At 60.1% G+C, this 20939-nt stretch carries 21 protein-coding genes and 1 pseudogene; 12 read left to right on the top strand and 10 right to left on the bottom strand.

The window, feature by feature from the left end; translation table 11 throughout:
- Window positions 1-197: 197 nt before the first annotated feature.
- Window positions 198-1592: a Si-specific NAD(P)(+) transhydrogenase gene (sthA, locus tag PMI25_RS07505; RefSeq protein WP_007968192.1), complete on the top strand. Its 1395-nt coding sequence runs from the start codon at window positions 198-200 to the stop codon at window positions 1590-1592.
- A gap of 42 nt (window positions 1593-1634) precedes the next feature.
- Here the strand turns inward: sthA and PMI25_RS07500 are convergent, their stop codons facing one another.
- Window positions 1635-2357, bottom strand: coding sequence for a glycerophosphodiester phosphodiesterase (locus tag PMI25_RS07500; RefSeq protein WP_003226579.1), 723 nt, complete (start codon window positions 2355-2357; stop codon window positions 1635-1637).
- Between the two features lie 14 nt (window positions 2358-2371).
- Window positions 2372-2953 carry a PilZ domain-containing protein gene (locus tag PMI25_RS07495; protein WP_007968195.1) on the bottom strand — a complete coding sequence of 194 codons (582 nt, stop codon included), beginning with the start codon at window positions 2951-2953 and terminating at the stop codon, window positions 2372-2374.
- A 94-nt stretch (window positions 2954-3047) separates the two neighbouring features.
- Between PMI25_RS07495 and PMI25_RS07490 the strand changes: the two genes are divergently transcribed.
- The 3 genes from PMI25_RS07490 (at window position 3048) to PMI25_RS07480 (ending at window position 6406) form a co-directional block, all read left to right on the top strand.
- On the top strand, window positions 3048-4298 hold the full coding sequence (locus tag PMI25_RS07490; RefSeq protein ID WP_007968198.1) for a lipoprotein-releasing ABC transporter permease subunit: 1251 nt from the start codon (window positions 3048-3050) through the stop codon (window positions 4296-4298).
- A 7-nt stretch (window positions 4299-4305) separates the two neighbouring features.
- The gene (lolD, locus tag PMI25_RS07485) at window positions 4306-4992 is read left to right on the top strand and encodes a lipoprotein-releasing ABC transporter ATP-binding protein LolD (RefSeq protein ID WP_177325700.1); all 687 of its coding nucleotides are present in this window, start codon (window positions 4306-4308) and stop codon (window positions 4990-4992) included.
- A gap of 169 nt (window positions 4993-5161) precedes the next feature.
- Window positions 5162-6406, top strand: a complete 1245-nt coding sequence (locus PMI25_RS07480; protein ID WP_007968201.1) for a lipoprotein-releasing ABC transporter permease subunit — start codon at window positions 5162-5164, stop codon at window positions 6404-6406.
- A 108-nt stretch (window positions 6407-6514) separates the two neighbouring features.
- Here PMI25_RS07480 and PMI25_RS07475 read toward each other — a convergent pair whose 3' ends face one another.
- Both PMI25_RS07475 and PMI25_RS07470 read right to left on the bottom strand, forming a co-directional pair.
- Window positions 6515-7864 carry a heavy metal sensor histidine kinase gene (locus tag PMI25_RS07475; protein WP_007968202.1) on the bottom strand — a complete coding sequence of 450 codons (1350 nt, stop codon included), beginning with the start codon at window positions 7862-7864 and terminating at the stop codon, window positions 6515-6517.
- The gene (locus tag PMI25_RS07470; RefSeq protein WP_007968203.1) at window positions 7864-8544 is read right to left on the bottom strand and encodes a heavy metal response regulator transcription factor; all 681 of its coding nucleotides are present in this window, start codon (window positions 8542-8544) and stop codon (window positions 7864-7866) included. The genes PMI25_RS07475 and PMI25_RS07470 overlap by 1 nt, the downstream gene beginning before the upstream one ends.
- A 154-nt stretch (window positions 8545-8698) precedes the next feature.
- Between PMI25_RS07470 and copI the strand changes: the two genes are divergently transcribed.
- Together copI and queF are read left to right on the top strand one after the other, a co-directional pair.
- Window positions 8699-9232, top strand: a complete 534-nt coding sequence (gene copI, locus PMI25_RS07465; protein ID WP_007968204.1) for a copper-resistant cuproprotein CopI — start codon at window positions 8699-8701, stop codon at window positions 9230-9232.
- A gap of 61 nt (window positions 9233-9293) precedes the next feature.
- A complete protein-coding gene (queF, locus tag PMI25_RS07460; protein WP_007968207.1) occupies window positions 9294-10124 on the top strand; it encodes an NADPH-dependent 7-cyano-7-deazaguanine reductase QueF in 831 nt (276 codons plus the stop codon).
- 26 nt (window positions 10125-10150) lie between these two features.
- On the opposite strand, the pseudogene PMI25_RS29620 reads toward queF, so the two are convergent.
- From PMI25_RS29620 to PMI25_RS07450, 3 genes and pseudogenes are all read right to left on the bottom strand, one after another.
- Window positions 10151-10237, bottom strand: a pseudogene (locus tag PMI25_RS29620) (metal ABC transporter ATP-binding protein); the annotation flags it as partial.
- An 80-nt stretch (window positions 10238-10317) separates the two neighbouring features.
- Window positions 10318-10581 carry a DUF4404 family protein gene (locus PMI25_RS07455; protein ID WP_007968210.1) on the bottom strand — a complete coding sequence of 88 codons (264 nt, stop codon included), beginning with the start codon at window positions 10579-10581 and terminating at the stop codon, window positions 10318-10320.
- 109 nt (window positions 10582-10690) lie between these two features.
- A complete protein-coding gene (locus PMI25_RS07450) occupies window positions 10691-11311 on the bottom strand; it encodes a hypothetical protein (protein ID WP_007968212.1) in 621 nt (206 codons plus the stop codon).
- 196 nt (window positions 11312-11507) lie between these two features.
- On the opposite strand from PMI25_RS07450, the gene PMI25_RS07445 reads away from it, so the two are divergent.
- Window positions 11508-12197, top strand: coding sequence for an MlaA family lipoprotein (locus PMI25_RS07445; RefSeq protein ID WP_007968214.1), 690 nt, complete (start codon window positions 11508-11510; stop codon window positions 12195-12197).
- A gap of 52 nt (window positions 12198-12249) precedes the next feature.
- Here the strand turns inward: PMI25_RS07445 and PMI25_RS07440 are convergent, their stop codons facing one another.
- A complete protein-coding gene (locus PMI25_RS07440) occupies window positions 12250-12549 on the bottom strand; it encodes a PilZ domain-containing protein (protein WP_007968216.1) in 300 nt (99 codons plus the stop codon).
- Window positions 12550-12823: 274 nt separating this feature from the next.
- On the opposite strand from PMI25_RS07440, the gene rssB reads away from it, so the two are divergent.
- Both rssB and rssC read left to right on the top strand, forming a co-directional pair.
- Window positions 12824-14008 carry a two-component system response regulator RssB gene (gene rssB, locus PMI25_RS07435; RefSeq protein ID WP_007968217.1) on the top strand — a complete coding sequence of 395 codons (1185 nt, stop codon included), beginning with the start codon at window positions 12824-12826 and terminating at the stop codon, window positions 14006-14008.
- Window positions 14005-14487, top strand: coding sequence for an anti-sigma factor antagonist RssC (rssC, locus tag PMI25_RS07430; RefSeq protein WP_003226553.1), 483 nt, complete (start codon window positions 14005-14007; stop codon window positions 14485-14487). Before rssB ends, rssC begins: the two co-directional genes overlap by 4 nt.
- 238 nt (window positions 14488-14725) lie before the next feature.
- Here rssC and tal read toward each other — a convergent pair whose 3' ends face one another.
- Both tal and PMI25_RS07420 read right to left on the bottom strand, forming a co-directional pair.
- Window positions 14726-15652 carry a transaldolase gene (tal, locus tag PMI25_RS07425; protein WP_007968220.1) on the bottom strand — a complete coding sequence of 309 codons (927 nt, stop codon included), beginning with the start codon at window positions 15650-15652 and terminating at the stop codon, window positions 14726-14728.
- 207 nt (window positions 15653-15859) lie between these two features.
- Window positions 15860-16810, bottom strand: coding sequence for a hypothetical protein (locus PMI25_RS07420; protein WP_007968222.1), 951 nt, complete (start codon window positions 16808-16810; stop codon window positions 15860-15862).
- 290 nt (window positions 16811-17100) lie between these two features.
- On the opposite strand from PMI25_RS07420, the gene PMI25_RS07415 reads away from it, so the two are divergent.
- The 3 genes from PMI25_RS07415 to PMI25_RS07405 are packed head-to-tail and all read left to right on the top strand — an operon-like array spanning window position 17101 to window position 20931.
- Window positions 17101-17541, top strand: a complete 441-nt coding sequence (locus tag PMI25_RS07415) for a low molecular weight protein-tyrosine-phosphatase (protein WP_007968224.1) — start codon at window positions 17101-17103, stop codon at window positions 17539-17541.
- A 38-nt stretch (window positions 17542-17579) separates the two neighbouring features.
- Window positions 17580-19808, top strand: coding sequence for a polysaccharide biosynthesis tyrosine autokinase (locus PMI25_RS07410; RefSeq protein ID WP_007968226.1), 2229 nt, complete (start codon window positions 17580-17582; stop codon window positions 19806-19808).
- Window positions 19809-19848: 40 nt separating this feature from the next.
- Window positions 19849-20931 carry a glycosyltransferase gene (locus tag PMI25_RS07405; protein WP_007968227.1) on the top strand — a complete coding sequence of 361 codons (1083 nt, stop codon included), beginning with the start codon at window positions 19849-19851 and terminating at the stop codon, window positions 20929-20931.
- The last annotated feature ends 8 nt before the right edge of the window (window positions 20932-20939 follow it).

Genomic DNA, 20939 nt, shown 5'->3' with positions numbered 1-20939 from the left:
AAACAGTACGAAAGCTGGCGTTGTAGTGCAGGCAAAAGTAGCCTACGACGCGACCAAGGGTTAATGTGCGCGGCGTTGACGCTTCTATAGACTGTGTCCGGGTTCTTTACTGACCCCCAATTGTTCCTTCGCGCCGCGATTCGGCGTGATTTAGCCGCCGGTGCTGCTGGCACCGCGGCCTGTTCTGAGGAGTACGCATGGCTGTCTACAACTACGACGTGGTGGTGTTGGGTTCCGGCCCGGCGGGAGAAGGTGCGGCAATGAACGCCGCCAAAGCGGGGCGCAAGGTGGCAATGGTCGACAGCCGTCGCCAGGTCGGCGGCAACTGCACCCACCTGGGAACCATCCCGTCCAAGGCCCTGCGTCACTCGGTGCGGCAGATCATGCAGTTCAACACCAACCCGATGTTCCGGGCGATCGGCGAACCGCGCTGGTTCTCCTTCCCGGACGTGTTGAAAAGCGCCGAGAAAGTCATTTCCAAACAAGTCGCTTCGCGCACTGGCTACTACGCTCGTAACCGCGTCGACGTGTTCTTCGGCACCGGCAGCTTCGCCGACGAGCAAACCATCGAAGTGGTCTGCGCCAACGGCGTGGTCGAGAAGCTGGTGGCCAAGCACATCATCATCGCCACCGGTTCGCGCCCTTATCGCCCGGCGGACATCGATTTCAATCACCCGCGTATCTACGATAGCGATACCATCCTCAGCCTCGGCCACACCCCGCGCAAACTGATCGTTTACGGCGCCGGCGTGATCGGTTGCGAATACGCTTCGATCTTCAGCGGTCTGGGTGTATTGGTTGAACTGGTGGACAACCGCGGTCAGTTGTTGAGCTTTCTCGACTCGGAAATCTCCCAGGCGTTGAGCTACCACTTCAGCAACAACAACATCACCGTGCGCCACAACGAGGATTACGATCGCGTTGAGGGCGTGGACAACGGTGTGATCCTGCACCTGAAGTCCGGCAAGAAGATCAAGGCCGACGCCTTGCTCTGGTGCAACGGCCGTACCGGCAACACCGACCAGCTCGGTCTGGAAAACATCGGGGTCAAGGTCAACAGCCGTGGCCAGATCGAAGTCGACGAGGCTTACCGCACCTGCGTGCCGAACATCTACGGCGCCGGTGACGTGATCGGCTGGCCGAGCCTGGCCAGTGCCGCCCACGACCAAGGTCGCTCGGCGGCCGGCAGCATCGTCGATAACGGTAGCTGGCGCTTTGTGAATGATGTGCCGACCGGCATCTACACCATTCCGGAGATCAGCTCGATCGGCAAGAACGAGCAGGAGCTGACCCAGGCCAAGGTGCCGTACGAAGTCGGCAAGGCGTTTTTCAAGAGCATGGCGCGTGCGCAGATCGCCGGCGAGCCGCAAGGCATGCTGAAGATCCTGTTCCACCGTGAAACCCTGGAAGTGCTGGGCGTTCACTGCTTCGGTTATCAGGCATCGGAGATCGTGCACATCGGTCAGGCGATCATGAACCAGCCGGGCGAACTGAACACCCTGAAGTACTTCGTCAACACCACGTTCAACTACCCGACCATGGCCGAAGCCTATCGGGTAGCGGCGTACGACGGCCTCAACCGGCTTTTTTGACGGGCTCCGGCCGGTGGCCTGAGCCGGCCGGGGAGACCGATTTCAGCAATTCTCGAGGGTGGCAGTGGCCAAACCGGGAAAGTCTGTAATCAGGCTGTCAACGCCGAAGTCGGCGAGTCTGCGCATCAGCGCAGGCTCGTTGACGGTCCACACCGACACATGCAGCCCTTGACGCTGCGCCTTCTGCAGGCGTTCCGGCGTACACAGCGTCCAGTTCAAAGCCAGAATCTCACAGCCATAGCTGGCCGCGACCTTCAACGGATCGAGCCAGGCGTATTCGGCCACCAGTCCCCGTGACACGTCCGGCACCAGGTCCAGCGCCGCTTTCAGCACTTCCCGCGAACTCGAAGTAATCGTGACTTTATCCAGCAAACCATGACGCTGGGCCATTTCGCGAATCGCCAGCACGGTGGTCGCCGCACGGGTGCGCGAGGCACTTTTGACTTCGAGCTGCCAGTGCTCGAAATCGCATTTCTCGAACAGTTCTTCCAGCGTCGGAATCGGGCACGGTTTGATCCAGCCCGGGCCGCCCTTGCGTGCGTCGTAGGTCACCAGTTCGGCGGCGGTGTGCTCCACCACCTTGCCGCGCCGGTCGGTGGTGCGTTTGAGGGTCGGGTCGTGGATCACCATCAGCTCGCCGTCCTTGGACAGGTGCAGATCCAGTTCGCAACGGCGTACGCCGTGCTTGAGACATTCCTGAAAACTGGTCAGGGTATTTTCCGGTGCTTCGCCCTTGGCGCCGCGGTGGCCGTAGATGAGGGTCACGGTGCTTCCTTAATTTAAATGCCGGATTCGTTCTGTTCACGGGCCAGGCGTCGTTCCTGGGCCTGTTTCTGCAAGATATAGCGGGCGAGCAACTGGCGCTGGGCGTCGGTCAAGTGTTCGAACTCGGTGCCGACGTCGTAGCCGTCGCCCTTGCGGTCGCAATGGGTGACGCGGGCGCGCAGCAGCAGGCCGAGCGCCTGCGGCATCAGCACCAGTTTCACCGACAGGTGCGCGCCGGTGGCGATCGGGGTCGGGTGCTGAAAATCGATCCCGCCTTCGGAGATGATCACCGGTTGCGGCTCGCCGATATGGCCGAGCACGGTCAGGGCGACCACCTGGCTGAGCAGGTCGATGCGTTTGTTCTGCGATTTGAGGAACGCGGCGATCGCCCGGTCGCGCTCGCTGATCTGGCGCAACAGGTGCTGCGACTCGAATTCGCTCAGGTGCAGTTCGCTGAGCAGGTTGAACAGCGGGGAAGCATCCTGCAACACTTCCTGGCCTGCGGCTTCGGGAGCGGACAGGGGCCGAATTTCCAGTGCGATCATGTCCTCGATACGGTAGTATTCGCGGCGATCTTCTTCATCTAATGTCGACATGGCGAACCCATGGTAGCGGCGGTGGTCTGAGTGTAAAGCTGGTTATCGACCCCCGCCACAAGGACGTTCCTTTTCCCTCCGAACAAGCCCCGACATGTTCAGACCTCTCTTCGTATTTATCGGCACGCGTTATACCCGTGCAAAGCGTCGCAATCATTTTGTGTCATTCATTTCCCTGACTTCGATGATCGGGCTCGCCCTTGGCGTGGTCGTGATGATCGTGGTGCTCTCGGTGATGAACGGCTTCGATCATGAGATGCGCACCCGCGTGCTGGGCATGGTGCCCCACGCGACTCTTGAAACCGGCGAGCCGATCAACGATTGGCAGAGCCTGGCCGCCAAGGTCAAGCGCAACCCGGAGGTGACGGCGGTTGCGCCGTTTACTCAGATGCAGGGTTTGCTGACCAACAATGGTCAGGTGTCCAAGGTGTTGCTCAACGCCATCGACCCCGCGCTCGAGCGCAATGTGTCGATCATCGACAACTTCATGAAGCAGGGCAAACTCGACGACCTGACGCCGGGCAGCTTCGGCATCGTCATCGGCGACAAGGCCGCGACCAAGCTCGGCGTGGGCCTCGGTGACAAAGTCACCTTCGTTGCGCCGGAGGTCAGCGTGACCCCGGCCGGGATGTTTCCGCGCATGAAGCGCTTTACCGTGGTCGGCATCTTCCATGTCGGCGCCGGTGAGCTGGACGGCTATCTGGGCGTCACCAACCTGCAGGATCTGGCGAAGATGCACCGCTGGAAGCCTGATCAGGTGCAGGGCATCCGGTTGAAGTTCGATGATCTGTTCCAGGCACCGCGCGTGGCCTGGACCATCGCCCAGCAGTTGGGCGAAGACCATTACTACGCCCGCGACTGGACCCGCACCCACGGCAACCTGTATCAGGCGATCCGCATGGAAAAAGCCATGATCGGTCTGCTGTTGCTGCTGATCGTCGCGGTGGCTGCGTTCAACATCATTTCCACGCTGGTGATGGTGGTAAATGACAAGAAGAGCGACATCGCCATTCTGCGTACCCTCGGCGCCACGCCGGGGACGATCATGCGTACGTTCATGGTGCAGGGCACCGTGATCGGCGTGGTCGGTACGGCGATTGGTGCGGTGCTCGGTATTCTCGCTGCGCTCAACGTCAGTGCGGCGATTTCCGCTCTCGAAGGGCTGATCGGCCACAAGTTCCTCAACGCCGACGTGTATTTCATCGATTACCTGCCATCGCAGGTGCAGAGCCAGGACGTGGTCATGGTCTGCGCCGCTGCGTTGGTCCTGAGTTTCCTCGCCACCCTGTATCCCGCCTGGCGTGCCGCGCGCACCCAGCCGGCGGAGGCGCTACGTTATGAGTGAGTCGGGCATGAGTGATAAAGCAATCTTGAGCTGCCGAAAACTGGGCAAATCCTACGAGGAAGGCCCGGAGTCGGTGCAAGTGTTGGCCGGTCTGCAACTGGAGTTGCACCCGGGTGAGCGTGTGGCGATCGTCGGCAAGTCCGGTTCGGGCAAAAGTACCTTGCTCAACCTGCTGGGCGGCCTCGACACCCCAACCGAGGGCAGCGTCTGGCTCGACGGCGAAGAACTGTCGGCGCTGAGCGAGAAGAAGCGTGGCCTGCTGCGTAACCGTGCCCTCGGGTTCGTGTACCAGTTCCACCACTTGCTGCCGGAATTCACCGCGCTGGAAAACGTCTGCATGCCGCTGCTGATCGGCAAGACTGCGATCCCGGAAGCACGTCAGCGCGCTACCGCGTTGCTGGAGCGTGTCGGTCTGGGCCATCGTCTGGAGCACAAACCGGCGGAGCTGTCCGGCGGCGAACGCCAACGTGTGGCCATCGCCCGGGCGCTGGTGAACAATCCAGGCCTGGTGATGCTCGACGAGCCGACCGGCAACCTCGACTCGCACACTGCCGAAGGCATTCAGGATCTGATGCTGGAACTCAGCACCTCGATGCGCACGGCGTTCCTGGTGGTGACTCACGACATGAACCTGGCCCGCCAGATGGACCGCGTCCTTCAATTGCAGGAAGGCTGCCTGACTCCAATCGCTTGAGAGCTACTGCGCTCGGAAATACTGCGTTAAAAACAGGCTCGGAATGCTCATTTACAGCCAGTAGACTCCGCTTCCTCGCCTGTTTTTGCCTTGTCTTTCCTTCGCTCGCTACGCTCTCAAGCGATTGGCCGCTTTTTTAAGCTTGATTTTTTATACGGTGCCCCAGCGAATGTTCAGACCGTTATCGATCTTTATCGGCACGCGCTATACCCGCGCCAAGCGCCGCAATCGCTTTGTTTCGTTCATCTCGATGACTTCGATGATTGGGCTCGCCCTCGGCGTGCTGGCGATGATCGTGGTGCTGTCGGTGATGAACGGCTTCCAGCGCGAAATGAGCTCGCGCATCCTCGGTATGGTGCCGCACGCGACCATCGTTGGCGTCAAGCCGATCGATGACTGGCAGCCGGTGGCCGCCACCGCGCTGAAAAATCCTGAAGTGACCGCCGCCGTGCCGTTCACCGAGATGGAAGGCATGCTGTCCTACAAGGGCTTGATGCAGCCGATCCAGATCAGCGGTGTCGATCCGGCTCAGGAAGGCAAGGTGTCGATCGTGGCCCAGCACATCGTGCAGGGGCGTCTCGATGACCTGAAACCGGGCGAGTTCGGCGTGGTGATCGGTGAAATCACCGCGCGCCGCTTCCGTCTCAACGTAGGTGACAAGATCACCCTGATCGTCCCGGAAGTCAGCACCGCACCGGGTGGTATCACCCCGCGCATGCAGCGACTGAACGTGGTCGGTGTGTTCAAGGTCGGCGCCGAACTGGACGGCTCGATGGGCCTGATCCACGTGGCCGATGCTGCCACCATGCAGCACTGGCAGCCGAATCAGGTGCAGAGCGTGCGCCTCGCGGTGAAGGATCTGTACGCCGCGCCGAAAGTCTCCTCGGACATCGCTGCAGGCCTCGGTGCCGAGTTCAAAGCTGACGACTGGACCCACACCCAGGGCAGCCTGTTCAGCGCGATGAAAATGGAAAAAACCATGATCGGCCTGTTGTTGCTGATGATTGTCGCGGTGGCGGCGTTCAACATCATCGCCACGCTGATCATGGTGGTGAACGACAAAGGCGCGGACATCGCGATCTTGCGCACCATCGGCGCCACGCCACGGCAGATCATGGCGATCTTCATGGTGCAGGGTACGGTGATCGGGATTGTCGGCACCTTGATTGGCGGCGTGCTCGGCGTGATCGCGGCGCTGAACGTCAGCGAAATGGTTGGTTGGGTCGAGCGCGTTACCGGGCAGCACATCTTCAGTTCCGACGTGTACTTCGTCAGCAACCTGCCTTCGGAATTGCAGGGCGGGGATGTGCTGTTGATCTGCTCGGCGGGTTTTATTCTGAGCTTTTTGGCGACGGTGTACCCGGCGTTGCGGGCGGCGAAGATCGAGCCGGCTCACGCGCTGAGATATTCCTGAGTTTCAATTCCGCCTTCGCGAGCAAGCTCGCTCCCACACTGGAACTGTGTCGTTCACGAATCCAATGTGGGAGCGAGCTTGCTCGCGAAGGGGCCGGAACTGTCGGCCTCAATCCTTCTTGGGCAACTCGATCACAAACCGCGTCCGCCCCGCAGCCGATTCGCAATGAATCTGCCCGCCATGCGCCCGCACGATCGATTGGGTAATCGCCAGCCCCAGCCCCGCATGTTCACTGCTGCCTTCCTGCCGCGCCGGATCTGCTCGATAAAACCGGTCAAACAGCCGTGGCAACAACTCTGCCGAAATGCCTTCGCCACTGTTCTCCACCGACACCTGCGCTATGTGCGGTTGATCGACGATGGACAGGCGCACGCTGCCTGACGCCGGGGTGAAGCGCAGCGCGTTATCCAGCAGATTCGACAAGGCCCGGCGCAGCATGCTGCGATCGCCTTCTATACGCGCATGACCTTCGCGGCTCAGCGTCACCCCGGCGTCCTCGGCCAGTGGCGCAAAAAACTCCAGCAGCACATCGCTCTCATCCGCCAGTTCCAGTGCCTCACGCTTGGGCATCAGCAAACCGTGGTCAGCCTTGGCCAGATAAAGCATGTCGTTGACCAGTTGCGCCATCCATTGCAGTTCTTCGAGGTTGCTGTGCAGGGCTTCGCGGTAATCCTCGATCGGGCGTGGGCGGGTGAGGGTGACTTGGGTGTGGGTCAGCAGGTTCGACAGCGGTGTGCGCAGTTCATGGGCGATGTCGGCCGAGAACGCCGACAGCCGTTGAAACGAGTCATCGAGGCGTCCGAGCATGGCGTTGAAGCTGTGGGCCATTTCCGCAAGCTCCGGCGGCATTTGCGCTTCCGGCAGTCGGGCGTTGAGCGAATGTGCGGAAATCCCACGCGCCACTGCACTCATGCGCCGCAGCGGATGCAAGCCGCTGCGTGCAGCCCAGGCGCCGAGCAGCGCGGTGGCCAGCGCTGACAGGCCGACGGTCAGCCAGATAAGATGCTGCATGCGTTGCAGGAAGTGCTGATGATGGGTGATGTCCAGCAGCAGCGTCAGTTGCGGCGAATCGGATTGGTCTGGATCGAGCGGGGCGTTAAGCACGCGGTAGTCGGCGCCGTCATGGCTGATGGTCGACAGGCCCGGCTGTTGCGGTAAGTCCTGCGGCAAATTGATCGAGCTGTCGTACCAGCGCTGGCCGTCACTGCCAGTAATACGCAGTGCCAGGTCGGCCTGACGGCTCAGCTCATCCGCCAGCCGCGCCTCTCGCTGAGCGGGTTGCACATCCTGCAAGGCCCGGCGCAAACCGATCAACTTGCCGTCGAGCAATTGCTGATCGAGCTCAATGAAGTGCGCCTCGCTGGCGCGGCTGAACAGCACCCCGGCGAACAGCGAGACCACAGCGGTGCAGGCGGCGAACAGCAGCGCCAGACGAGAGCTCAGCGACAGACGACGCATCAGGCAGGGCGCTCTTCAAGCACGTAACCCATGCCGCGCACGGTGTGAATCAGTTTGTCGGGGAAGTCATCGTCGATCTTCAGGCGCAGACGCCGGATCGCCACTTCGATCACGTTGGTGTCACTGTCGAAATTCATGTCCCAGACCTGCGAGGCAATCAACGATTTCGGCAACACTTCACCCTGGCGGCGCAGGAGCATTTCCAGCAGGGCGAATTCTTTGGCGGTGAGGTCGATGCGCTGGCCGTTGCGTTCGACCCGGCGGCGAATCAGGTCCAGACGCAGGTCGGCCAGTTGCAGGCTGGTTTCCTGGGGCAGGGCGCTGCCACGGCGCAACAGGCTGCGCACCCGGGCCAGCAACTCGGAGAAGGCGAACGGTTTGACCAGATAGTCGTCGGCGCCGAGTTCGAGACCGTGCACCCGGTCTTCCACGGCATCCTTGGCGGTGAGAAACAGTACCGGCGTGTCGAGGCCGGCACTGCGCACCGCGTGCAGAATCTGCCAGCCACTGCGCCCGGGCAGCATCACGTCGAGAATCAGCAGCGCATATTCACCGCTCAAGGCCAGTTGCTGACCACTGTTGCCGTCGGCCACCAGTTCCGTGTTGAACCCGGCCTCGGTCAGGCCCTGGCGCAGGTAGTGGCCGGTTTTCGGTTGGTCTTCGACGATCAGCAATTTCATGGGCGGCTCGGGTTGTAGGAACAAAAGCGTTATACCGTGGGAGCAGGCGACAGGCGCCAACCTGACAAAGTTGTAATCTGTCTGTCAGGTCGCTGCCAGCGCAGGCGGGCTAGAGTTTCCCACAGGCTGAACCTTATCTTGTTGGAGTATGACTATGTTTTTGCGCAACCCTCTGGCCGTCGCCGCCTGTTTGCTGGCGCTGAGTTCACCTGTCTGGGCCGCGCCCGCGCACACGTATGATTTCGGCCAGCCGGCGCCTGCAGCCAAGGCCTCCCGCAGCATCGAGGTGGTGCTGAACGACATGTCGTTCGACCCGAAAGCCATTCAGGTCAAGGCCGGTGAGACCGTTCGCTTTGTGCTGGTGAATAAAGGCCAGTTGCTGCACGAATTCAACCTCGGTGACGCCGCGATGCATGCCAGACACCAGCAGGAAATGTTGCAAATGCAGCAAAGCGGCATGCTCACGCCTACCGGCATGAAAGAAATGTCCCACGATATGGCGGGCATGGCTCACGGCAGCATGGACCACAGCATGAAGCACGACGACCCCAACAGCGTGCTGGTCGAGCCGGGCAAGACCGCCGAGTTGACCTGGACCTTCAGCAAGGCCACCAGCCTGGAATTTGCCTGCAATATTCCCGGTCACTACCAGGCGGGCATGGTCGGCAAACTGACTGTCAGTCAGTAAGCACTCAAAGGCGGGCGCAAAGGCTGATAGAATCCGCTGATTCTTCAGTCAGGTTTCCGCCATGCATCCCGCAGCCGAACATTCGCCGCTGGGCAAATCCAGCGAATACATCGCCACGTACACGCCGTCCCTGCTGTTCCCGATTCCGCGCACCGCGAAATGGGCCGAGCTGGGCCTGACCGCCGAAACCCTGCCGTATAAAGGTGTGGATTTCTGGAATTGCTTCGAACTGTCGTGGCTGTTGCCGTCGGGCAAGCCGGTGGTGGCGATCGGTGAATTCAGCATTCCGGCGGATTCGCCGAACATCATCGAATCGAAGTCGTTCAAGCTGTACCTGAACTCGCTGAACCAGACGCCGTTCGCCGACATCGCCAGCCTGGAAGCGACGCTGGTCAAGGACCTGTCGGCCGCTGCCGGCAAACCGGTCGGCGTACGTGTACGCAACCTGAAGGACGTCGAAGCCGAAGGCGTCGTGGCGTTGCCGGGCGTGTGCATCGACGATCTGGACATCAGCGTCAGCAACTATGAGCATCCGCGCCCCGAGCTGCTGCGTTGCGATGATTCGAAGATTGTCGAAGAGAGCGTGCACAGCCACCTGCTCAAATCCAACTGCCCGGTGACCAGTCAGCCGGACTGGGGCAGCGTGGTGGTGGAATATCGCGGCGCGGCGCTGGATCACGCCAGTCTGCTGGAATACATCGTCAGTTTCCGCCAGCACTCGGACTTCCACGAACAATGCGTGGAGCGGATCTTCCTCGACCTGCAGCGTTTGTTGAAGCCGGAGAAACTCACGGTGTTTGCGCGCTATGTGCGTCGTGGCGGGCTGGATATCAATCCGTATCGCAGCACTGAAGCGGAACAGCTGCCGAACCACCGTCTGGTCCGCCAATAAAGAATCAAATTGTGGCATATCCAATGTGGGAGCGAGCTTGCTCGCGAAGGCTGTGTGTCATTCAACGATGATGTCGACTGACACGACGCCTTCGCGAGCAAGCCCGCTCCCACAGGGGACTGTGTTTCAAATTATGGAAATGAAAAAGCCCTGCCATCGCTGGCAGGGCTTTTTGCGTTTCAGCGCAGGGCAGTCAAATGCCCATGCTACCCAGCGCATTAACGATATTGCGCAGGGTGCCGGCAATGGCCGGGTGTTCCACTTCAAAGCGTTCCACCGCCAGGTTCACACCGTCTGCGATGCTGGTTTCCTGCGTGACGCTTTCCAGTTCGATTTCCGATTCGATCTGCGCCATCAGCGCATGCAGATCTTCACGTTCGGCTTCGGACAGCGGCGGATTCTGCTCCAGTTGCTCGCGCAGGGTGTCGAGTTGTTTTTGCAGTTCTTGGGCGGGCATGGTGGGGTTCCTTTTATCTAGAGGCACTGGCATTGACCGCAGCCGCGCGCCAAAGGTCTATGGCTGACCTTTAGATTAATCCACTCTGCTGCAACCTGCATGATCCCGGTCAGGGCTTTTCGCCCTTGAGGCGGCGCAGGTTGATGTCGGCCAGGCAGGTGTCGAGTTCGCCCAGATGATCGATCACCGAATGCACGCCCAGGTTAAACAACTGCAGGGTCGCCTTGCCGCGGCGCTGTTCGCGTTCCTGTTGGCTCAAGGCTTGCCACTCGCTCGGCGACAGGCCGCACAACGAACCGCAGGACGCCAGGCCAATGGTCCACAACCCGGCGTTGAGGCCCGATTGCAGCAGGCGCGGCTCGCCGCTGACCAGTACGCAGCCGTCCAGGCGTCCGACATTCAGCCCCATCAGTGCTTGCCAACAGGCGTTCGGCGCCGGCCACGGATTGATTGTTGCTGAATATTGCGTCGGTTGGATCCACCCCGGCAACGAGGCCGCCAGAGATTGCGCGAGGGCAGGGGGCAGTTCATCGATCCACGCACAGGGAATCTGCTGGCGCTGCAGGCTGAGCAGGCTGTCGAGGGCGCCGGGTGTGGCGTCGGCGTGCTCGGGCAGCATGCTGGCGTGTTGATGGGCGCGGGCACCGAAATCCACCAGACAGCCACTGAGTCCGAACAGCACGGCGGTCAGGCCGGGCTCGGCGACAGGCAAGGCTTCAGCGTGGGTCATGGCAACGTCCCTGAAATAGGTATGAGGCTAGGGGACATCAGTGACAGTTGGATGACAGGTGTGTGAAAGAGCGTGTAGGAAGCGTCCTGCATGACTCTTTACGGGTGGACTGCCCAAAACGGCATTTGCGCTTATACTAGCGCTCTTAACGCTTGGGCCCGGGTGCCCGCGCCAGTAAAAATCCAAGGAGTTTTCTATGCGCTGGAGCAATCCTCTCGCTCAGCTATGTGTATGTGCCAGCGTCTTGCTGGTTCCGTTCGCCGCCAACGCCGCAACGGAAGAAGACCCTTGGGAAAGCGTCAACCGCCCGATCTTCCAGTTCAACGACTTCGTCGACACCTACGCGCTCAAGCCGCTGGCGCAGGGCTATGAGTTCGTGACGCCGCAGTTCCTCGAAGACGGCATCCACAACATGTTCCGCAACGTCGGTGACGTCACCAACCTGGCGAACAACATTCTGCAGGCCAAACCGGCAGCAGCCGGTGTCGATACCGCGCGGATCATTTTCAACACCACTTTCGGCCTGCTGGGCTTCTTCGATGTCGGCACCAAAATGGGCCTGAATCGCAGCGACGAAGACTTCGGTCAGACCCTCGGCTACTGGGGCGTCAGCAGCGGTCCTTACGTGATGCTGCCGTTGCTCGGCCCAAGCACCCTGCGTGACGCGCCGTCGAAGTACGTCGACAGTTACACTGCTCCGTACCGCTACATCAACGACGTGCCTGTCCGTAACTCGGTGTTCGGCCTGAACATCGTCGACACTCGCGCCAGCCTGCTGTCGAGCGAGAAGCTGATCAGCGGCGACAAGTACACCTTCATCCGCAATGCCTATCTGCAGAACCGCGAGTTCAAGGTCAAGGATGGTCAGGTTGAAGACGATTTTTAATTTCGACCGATGACAAGAAGGCGGCCAATGAGGCCGCCTTTTTTGTGTGCGCTTATTTCATCTTCAAAATGGTCAGGCCGAGTTTCTGGCTGGCGCCGTCCTGGGCCTTGACCCAGACCACTTCGGTCTCCGCTTCCAGCCCGCTCAATGCGGCATGCTCGGAATCGATGCGCACGCTCAAGCGGTCGCCAACCGCGAACTGGCGCGGCGCTTCGACCTGCATGCCGCTGCTGGAGAGGTCGATGCACACGCCGGCGATCTCATCGCCTTCATGAATCAACACCACATCGGCGTCGACCCGCATGCGGATGAAATCACGCTTTTCGCTGTAGTCCCGACCGGTTTGACTCATGGCTTCGACCTTCCATTGGGTTACGGTTTGAGCTGTTCTTATAACTCTCGGTGATTTGACAAGTAAAGTCGTCAAGCGACCATCGGCGCATGCTTGAAACGCCCCGCGGATGGGAGTACCGTCTGCGCCTTAGAAGGGCACCTCTGGTGCAATCGCGTTCCGGCTCAGTGCTCGAAAGCGGTGCAGCAGAGAGGCTAGAAAGCGAATCCAGTAGTCTGAGCCGGGCCGATGCCCCGCCTGCTACGCCAACCTAATTCTGGCGCCGTTTGCCCACATGCCAAAAACCAGTGCCACGCTGCTGATAATCGATGATGACGAAGTAGTGCGCGCGAGCCTCGCGGCCTATTTGGAAGACAGTGGTTTCAGCGTCCTGCAGGCCAGCAACGGCCAACAGGGTCTTCAGGTATTCGAGCAAGACAAGCCCGACTTGGTCATCTGCGATCTGCGCATGCCGCAGATGGGCGGTCTCGAACTTATCCGTCAGGTCACCGAGCGCTCACCGCAAACGCCGATGATCGTCGTTTCGGGTGCCGGCGTGATGAACGACGCGGTCGAGGCGCTGCGCCTGGGGGCGGCGGACTACCTGATCAAGCCTCTCGAAGACCTGGCCGTGCTCGAGCATTCGGTGCGTCGCGCGCTGGATCGTGCGCGCCTGCTGCTGGAGAACCAGCGCTACCGCGAGAAGCTGGAGAAGGCCAACCGCGAGCTCGAAGCCAGCCTGAACCTGCTCCAGGAAGACCAGAACGCCGGTCGCCAGGTGCAGATGAACATGCTGCCGGAAAGCCCGTGGCGCATTGACGAATTCCAGTTTGCTCACCAGATCATCCCGTCGCTGTACCTGTCGGGTGATTTTGTCGACTACTTCCGCGTCGACGAGCGTCGGGTGGCGTTCTACCTGGCCGACGTATCGGGCCATGGCGCCTCTTCGGCGTTCGTCACCGTGCTGCTGAAGTTCATGACCACGCGCCTGTTGTTCGAGTCCAAGCGCAACGGCACGTTGCCGGAATTCAAGCCTTCGGAAGTCCTTGGACATATCAACCGGGGGCTGATCAGTTGTAAGCTGGGCAAACACGTCACAATGGTCGGTGGAGTCATCGACGAGGAGACCGGTTTGTTGACCTATAGCATCGGCGGCCATCTGCCGTTGCCTGTGTTGTACACGCCTGACAGTGTTCGTTACCTCGAAGGCCGCGGTTTGCCGGTGGGCCTGTTCAATGAGGCCACCTACGAAGATCACGTGCTTGAGCTGCCTCCGACGTTCAGCCTGACGCTGATGTCCGACGGCATTCTGGATCTATTGCCAGAACCGACGCTCAAGGAAAAAGAAGCTGCCTTGCCTCAACGGGTGAAGGCGGCGGGCGGCAGCCTGGATGGTCTGCGGCAAGTGTTTGAATTGGCCACGCTAGGGGAGATGCCGGATGATATCGCCCTGTTGGTGTTGAGCAGGAATCTTCAATGAGTACCGGTAGAATCCAGTTCGCCGAACAGGACGGCACCTTCGTCCTGAAGTTCGTCGGTGAAGTTCGCCTGACCCTGTGTTCGGCGTTGGATGCGACTATTGAGAAAATCTTCACCGCGTTGAATTTCAACGCGATCGTGATCGATTTGACCGAAACCCGTAGCATCGACAGCACCACCCTCGGCCTGCTGGCCAAATTGTCGATCCTGTCGCGGCAGAAGGTCGGCCTGCTGCCGACCGTCGTCACCACCCACGAAGACATTACCCGTCTGCTGCAGTCGATGGGCTTCGAGCAGGTGTTCAACATCGTCAACCACCCGGTGCCGTGCCCCGAGTGCCTGGACGACCTGCCGGATCAGGATCAGTCCGAGGAAGTGGTGCGGATCAAGGTGCTCGAAGCGCACAAGATCCTCATGGGCCTGAACGACTCCAATCGTGAAGCCTTCCATGACCTGGTGAACGCCCTCGAGCGCCACTGAGTGGCCTCTGTGGCGAGGGAGCTTGCTCCCGCTTGGCTGCGCAGCAGCCATAAAACCTGCCGGCACGGTGTTTCTGAAAAAACCGGATAGCCAATTGGGCCGCTTCGCAGCCCAGCGGGAGCAAGCTCCCTCGCCACAGGGATGCCACCTGCCATAAGTCATCATTTGCGCTGAGCAACACCAACAAAAAAGGGCGAACCCAACCGGGTTCGCCCTTTTTGCATTTCAACCGCTCAGATCACAGCTTGGCCTGCAGCAGCGCCTCGAGCTTCTCCTGGTCACGGGCAAACTGACGGATGCCCTCAGCCAGTTTCTCGGTAGCCATCGCGTCTTCGTTGGACAGCCAGCGGAATTGCGCTTCGTTGAGGCTCAGGCGCGCTTCGCCGGCGTGGCCCGGGGCGAGTTTGCGCTCCAGTTTGCCGGTGTCTGCCGCGAGCTTGTCGATCAGGTCCGGGCTGATGGTCAGACGGTCGCAACCGGCCAATTGCTCGATCTGGCTCAGATTACGGAAGCTGGCGCCCATGACCACAGTCTTGTAGTCATTGGCCTTGTAGTAGTTGTAGATGCGGGTCACCGACTGCACGCCCGGATCATCGGCGCCGGTGTAGTCGTTGCCGTTGGCCTTCTTGTACCAGTCGTAGATGCGGCCCACGAACGGCGAAATCAGGAACACCCCGGCGTCAGCGCATGCGGCAGCCTGAGCGAAGGAGAACAGCAGGGTCAGGTTGGTCTGGATGCCTTCCTTCTCGAGGATCTCGGCAGCGCGGATGCCTTCCCACGTCGAAGCGATCTTGATCAGTACGCGGTCACGGCCGACGCCGGCCTTGTCGTACAGTTCGATCAGGCGATGCGCACGCTTGAGCACGGCGTCCTGGTCGAACGACAGGCGCGCATCCACCTCGGTGGAAATGCGGCCCGGAATCACCTTGAGGATTTCCTGGCCGACGGCGACGCCGAAACGGTCGCTGGCCAGGCCCACGTCGCCCTTGCAGTCGCTGACGCAGGCGTTCAGCAGCTCGGCATAGCCCGGGATGGCAGCGGCCTTGAGCAGCAGGGAAGGGTTGGTGGTGGCATCGACCGGCTTGACCCGGGCGATCGCTTCGAAGTCGCCGGTGTCGGCAACTACGGTGGTCATCTGTTTGAGTTGTTCCAGCTTGGAAGTCATGGGTGTGCTCTGTCCTGTGGGTTTGACGACATTACCCGAGCGTTGACAGCCACTCAAGGGCATCAAGGCGCAACGGGTTCCCCGGGGGCAACAACCTGAGAACGGCTGTTTGAACGGTGGGGCGCGGTATCGATGAATACGATGCCAAAATCGGCCGCAGGTTCAAAGCAACTGACGGTCAGCGCCCCTTGAGCACATCGATGAAGGTTATTGCTGGCTCAGCTGGGTTTTAACCGCAGTTTCTGCCGGTTTCGGTTGGCCATCGGAGGTCAACAGACCGAAATTCTTCTCGCGGTCATTGCTGCCAGTGTCGCTGTTTTTCCACTCGTAGATCGAGGTCAGGGCAATGTTGCGGGTTTTGATATCGGCGACGAATGCACTGATTTTACTGGCCTGACCCTCAGTCCCGCCGTTGGAGGCGAGCGCCGAGATACCCCATTCGCTGATCACCCCCGGCAGATGGAAGTTCTGCTGGATAAACGCCTGGGCATTGCTGATCTGCGTGCCGCTCATGCCGTAGGGATGGTAGGAAACCGCGTTGAGGCATTTGGGGTATTCGCTGACGATTCGGTTGAGTGCCACGGTGGACGCCGAGCCGGCAGTCGGCGGCCGGGCGAAGCCAAAACCGATCACCGGGACAGTCTGGGGTTTGTCTTGCAGGGTCTTGCACGCAGCGCTCATGAACGGCACGAACGTCGTGTCGAAATTACCGGTCGGCCAGTAGGTGCCGAGGTCCGGCTCATTCCACAACTCGATCGCCACCAGTTGTGAGCCATAGGTCGCTGTCAGGCTGGTCAGCGCGTTGGCATACGCGACCCCCGCGTTCGCCAGATCATTGGCCGGTAACGGCTTGGTCGCGCGCAGGGTCATCAGCACCGGCAGACCGGCCGCGCGAGCCACGGCGAAGGCATCGCTGATCTGCTTCTGGTAGGCCGCGCTGGGCAGGCTGTCAGTCCATACGCCAAAGCGCACGAAACTGAAGCCGGTGGCTTTGACGCGCTCGGCGTCCGCAGCGGAAAAGCTCTGGACTTTGACCTGAACCCCGATGGTTTTATTGGCGGGCAATGCCGGGAACAGTTCATTGGCCTGGCTCTGGCCGGTTGCCGCCAGCAGTAACAGGGTCAGGGCGCTCAGGGGTTTGAGATGGGCTGATTTCATGTCGGTTCTCCGGGTGAGAAGTGACAACGGCGAAAAGTATCTCGAGATAATTGTTTCGAAACTAACAATCGCACTAAGTGCGCCAATGTTATTTTTTGTCAGGAAAACAAGACCTGAAAATCACAGTTATTTTTAGTCCGGTAATTCTGTTTTGGCGGCTTTTGACCCTGTGGTACTTAATACGCTGGTACTAACAGGGCGAATCTATTTCTGAGTGCAGAATGATCTAGTGGGTTCATTAAGATCCGCTCTAGATGTTGGCAGAATGATATTACACAGGAATGTAAACCTTGTTCAAAAAGATCCTCGTCGTGTGCGTTGGCAATATTTGCCGAAGTCCGACAGCAGAACTTCTGCTGCGTAACGCGCTGACCCCCTCAACCATTTCGGTGACGTCCGCAGGTCTCTCTGCGCGGGTTGGCGAAGGCATGGAAGCATCGGCGCGCCAGGTGCTGGAAGACCACGGGCACAGCGCCGAAGGTTTCCGGGCCCGGCAATTGACCGCCGATATCGTCAATGAATCAGACCTGATTCTGGTCATGGAAAAACAGCATGTGAATCAGGTACTGAAGATTGCCTCGCACGCCCGAGGCAAAGTGTTTCTTCTTGGCAAGTGGCAGAGCGAACGAGAAATACAGGATCCGTATCGTCAAGGTAAGGCCGCTTTTATTCATGCCCATGCATTGATTGAAGATGCTGTTAGCTCGTGGGCGCAGCGCCTCGGACATTGATGAATATTCTTCAGATCAGTGAATGGTAAGAAAGACTTATGCAGTTACCGTCAGTAATCGCCAACCGTGATAACGATCAAGACAGTATTGATCTTCTCGGCATATTCGGCAGTTTGATTGACCAGAAATGGTTGATCGGTGCATTCACCGGCGCCTTCATGGCCGCTGGCGTTGCCTATGCGGTATTGGCGACCCCGGTGTACCTGGCGAATGCGCTGGTGCAGGTCGAACCGAAAAAGAACGACATGCTCGGCTTTTCCGACCTCAGCAGCATGCTCGGCGGGCAATCGCCGTCGGTGACCGAAATCGGCATCATCAAGTCCCGCGCGGTGATCGGCAAAACCGTCGACGACCTGCGCCTGGACATCGACGTCACCCCCAACACCTTTCCGGTCATCGGCGGTTTTCTCGCCCGGCGTTATCGCGGCGAAACCGAACTCAGCGTGGCGCCTCCGCGTTTTGGCCTCAACAGCTACGCCTGGGGCGGTGAGCGTCTGGAGTTCACTCGGCTCAATCTGCCTAAAGAGTTGTTGGGCAAGAAGCTCACGCTGGTGGCTGGCGAACAACAGCACTTTCAGTTGCTCGATGACAACGACAACCTGCTGGTCGAGGGCGTCGCCGGCCAAGCCTTCGCCCAGGACGGCGTCGACGGGTTGATCGAGCGCCTGCAAGCCAACCCGGGCACGCGCTTTGAAGTGGTGCGCAATCCACGGATCGTGACCATTCAGGGTTACCAGGATGCGCTGGATATTTCCGAGCAAGGCAAGGAGTCGGGGATTATCCGTCTGGCGCTGGCCAGCGCCGATGCCGCCGAGGCGGTGAAGATCCTCAACAAGATCGCCGCGCTCTACGTGGACCAGAACGTGCGCCGCACCTCGGCGGAAGCGGCGCAGAGCCTGGCGTTCCTGCAAAGCCAGCTGCCGCAGGTCAAGCGCGATCTGGCCAAGGCCAGCGATGCGCTCAACGCGTATCAGACCCACGGCAAGACCGTGAACATTTCCCTGGAAACCCAGTCGGTGCTCGGTCAGTCCGTGGCGCTGGAAACGCGGATTTCCGAGCTGAAAATGCAGCAGGCGGAAATGGATCGCAAGTTCACCAAGCAGCATCCGGCGTATCGCGCCTTGATGTCGCAGATCGGTGAGTTGACCCAGCAGCAGAAGTCGCTGGAAGGCAAGGTTGGCGATCTGCCGGCCACGCAACAGGAACTGCTCAACCTGACCCGCGATGTGGAAGTGGCTTCGCAGATCTACACGCAATTGCTGAACAAATCCCAGGAACTGGACATCGTCCGCGCCGGGGCGGTGGGCAATGTGCGCCTGATCGATCCGGCAGATGTCGACCTGAGCAGCCCGGTCAAACCGAAAAAAGCCCTGATCGTGCTGATCGCAACGTTCCTCGGCGCCTTTGTCGGCGTGGCCCTGGTGCTGTTGCGCAAATCGTTGAGCAAAGGTCTGGAAGGCCCGGAAGCCATCGAACAGCTCGGGCTGCCGGTGTACGCGTCGATTCCTTACAGCGCCTTGCAGCGCGACGAGGACACGAAAAAAGGCCGAGCCAAAGTCACCGCCGAGACGCCGGCCTATCTGCTGGCGCTGCGCAACCCGACCGACCTGTCTATCGAGTCGATCCGCAGCCTGCGCACCTGCCTGCATTTCGCCGCGCTGGATTCGACCAACAACCGCATCATGATCTCCGGCCCCAGCCCGCAGGTCGGCAAGACCTTCGTCTCCTCCAACCTCGCGGCGGTCATGGCGCAAAGTGGTCAGCGCGTGCTGCTGATCGACGCCGACATGCGCAAGGGCCACCTGCACAAGACCCTGAACGTGCCGATCGCCAATGGCCTGTCGGATCTGCTGGTCAAGCGCTGCAGCATCGAGCAGGCGATCAACACGGTGGAAATCGACAACCTGCACTTCATCAGCCGTGGTCAGGTTCCACCGAATCCTTCCGAGCTGCTGATGCACGCCAACTTCCGCGATCTGCTCGCCGAACTCAGTGAACGCTACGACGTGGTGATCATCGATACGCCGCCGCTGCTGGCGGTGACCGACGCGGCGATTGTCGGGCGTGAAGCCGGGATCAGCCTGATCGTTACGCGGTTTGCGGTAAACCCGGCCAAGGAAATTGAAGCGACCATTCGCCGCTTCGCGCAGAACGGCATCGAGCTCAAGGGCGCGGTGTTCAACGGCGTCGAGAAGCGCGCTGCCAGCTACTACGGCAATGGCAGCTATGGCTATTACAACTACGAATACGCGTCGGACAAATCCTGAGATTCAGGTACGTTCCAACAGGCATGAAAGTGGGTGGGTTGTGAAGAAAATACTGCACGTGGCTGAAACGATAAAAGGTGGGGTCGCCACCGTTATCCGCACCATCTCGGCGTCGCCCGAAGGCCAGGATTCGAATTACGAGCTGGTCTATCTGGTGCCGCTCGACCAGAAACAAGAGCTGCACGGCATCGACCAGAGCCAGATTCGCACGTTCGTCAGGTCCGGGCGTAACGTGCCCTCGCTGCTGCGCTTTGCGTGGGAGCTGGCCCGGACACTGCTCAAGGAAAAACCCGATGTGGTGCATCTGCACAGCACGTTTTCCGGGGTGATTGGCCGCTGCGTGTGCGTGCTGCTCAAGCCTTGGCGTCGGCCGAAAATCGTCTACTGCCCGCACGCGTTTTCGTTCCTGATGGAAAGCTCGCCCATCAAGCAGAAGGTCTACGCCTGGATCGAGCGGGTCCTGCAGAAAGTCACCGACGTGATCATTTGCGTCAGCCGCTACGAGATGGACAAAGCCGCGCGGTTCGGTATCGAGCGCAAGCGCATGCGCCTGATCTACAACGGCATCCCGCACAAGGATGACGCGCCGAAGGCCGACAACCCCGAGCCGATCCATCTGCTGTTCGTTGGTCGCCTCGACTACCAGAAAGGCTTCGACGTATTGCTCAAAGCCTTCGCCAAGGTCCAGCGCAGTGATCTGAAACTGACGGTGGTTGGCAGTGCGGTCAACGAGGACACGGTCGAGTGCCCCGAGATGGACGCGGTCGAGTACCTGCCGTGGGTCACGCCAGCCGAAGTGCAGGCGCTGTATCAACAGGCCGACGCGCTGATCGTTCCGAGCCGCTGGGAAGGTTTCGCCATGGTGCCGCTGGAAGGCATGGCCATGGGCTTGCCGGTGATTGCCAGCAACTGCACGTCACTGCCCGAACTGGTCACCCATGAAGTGTCCGGCTACGTCTTTCCCACCGGTGATCATCAGGCGCTGGCCGACGTGCTGGCACGAATCCAGAAGCCGCGGTTGCTCGACCTCGGCAGCGAAGGCCGGAACATCGTGCGCGAGCGTTTCAGCGCCGCGCTGATGATCCGCCAGACCTACGACGTGTATTGCGCTCCCACTTATTAAGTAGAACT

Origin of the sequence: Pseudomonas sp. GM30, assembly GCF_000282275.2 — a bacterium.
GTDB lineage: Bacteria > Pseudomonadota > Gammaproteobacteria > Pseudomonadales > Pseudomonadaceae > Aquipseudomonas.
This window is presented reverse-complemented; position numbering and strand designations above follow the sequence as displayed.

Bases quoted from the DNA above. Each gene is read 5' to 3' on its own strand.
- sthA (WP_007968192.1), top strand. From the start codon at position 198: ATGGCTGTCTACAACTACGACGTGGTGGTGTTGGGTTCCGGCCCGGCG.
- PMI25_RS07495 (WP_007968195.1), bottom strand. From the start codon at position 2,953: ATGTCGACATTAGATGAAGAAGATCGCCGCGAATACTACCGTATCGAG.
- PMI25_RS07490 (WP_007968198.1), top strand. From the start codon at position 3,048: ATGTTCAGACCTCTCTTCGTATTTATCGGCACGCGTTATACCCGTGCA.
- lolD (WP_177325700.1), top strand. From the start codon at position 4,306: ATGAGTGATAAAGCAATCTTGAGCTGCCGAAAACTGGGCAAATCCTAC.
- PMI25_RS07480 (WP_007968201.1), top strand. From the start codon at position 5,162: ATGTTCAGACCGTTATCGATCTTTATCGGCACGCGCTATACCCGCGCC.
- PMI25_RS07475 (WP_007968202.1), bottom strand. From the start codon at position 7,864: ATGCGTCGTCTGTCGCTGAGCTCTCGTCTGGCGCTGCTGTTCGCCGCC.
- PMI25_RS07470 (WP_007968203.1), bottom strand. From the start codon at position 8,544: ATGAAATTGCTGATCGTCGAAGACCAACCGAAAACCGGCCACTACCTG.
- copI (WP_007968204.1), top strand. From the start codon at position 8,699: ATGTTTTTGCGCAACCCTCTGGCCGTCGCCGCCTGTTTGCTGGCGCTG.
- queF (WP_007968207.1), top strand. From the start codon at position 9,294: ATGCATCCCGCAGCCGAACATTCGCCGCTGGGCAAATCCAGCGAATAC.
- PMI25_RS07455 (WP_007968210.1), bottom strand. From the start codon at position 10,581: ATGCCCGCCCAAGAACTGCAAAAACAACTCGACACCCTGCGCGAGCAA.
- PMI25_RS07450 (WP_007968212.1), bottom strand. From the start codon at position 11,311: ATGACCCACGCTGAAGCCTTGCCTGTCGCCGAGCCCGGCCTGACCGCC.
- PMI25_RS07445 (WP_007968214.1), top strand. From the start codon at position 11,508: ATGCGCTGGAGCAATCCTCTCGCTCAGCTATGTGTATGTGCCAGCGTC.
- PMI25_RS07440 (WP_007968216.1), bottom strand. From the start codon at position 12,549: ATGAGTCAAACCGGTCGGGACTACAGCGAAAAGCGTGATTTCATCCGC.
- rssB (WP_007968217.1), top strand. From the start codon at position 12,824: ATGCCAAAAACCAGTGCCACGCTGCTGATAATCGATGATGACGAAGTA.
- rssC (WP_003226553.1), top strand. From the start codon at position 14,005: ATGAGTACCGGTAGAATCCAGTTCGCCGAACAGGACGGCACCTTCGTC.
- tal (WP_007968220.1), bottom strand. From the start codon at position 15,652: ATGACTTCCAAGCTGGAACAACTCAAACAGATGACCACCGTAGTTGCC.
- PMI25_RS07420 (WP_007968222.1), bottom strand. From the start codon at position 16,810: ATGAAATCAGCCCATCTCAAACCCCTGAGCGCCCTGACCCTGTTACTG.
- PMI25_RS07410 (WP_007968226.1), top strand. From the start codon at position 17,580: ATGCAGTTACCGTCAGTAATCGCCAACCGTGATAACGATCAAGACAGT.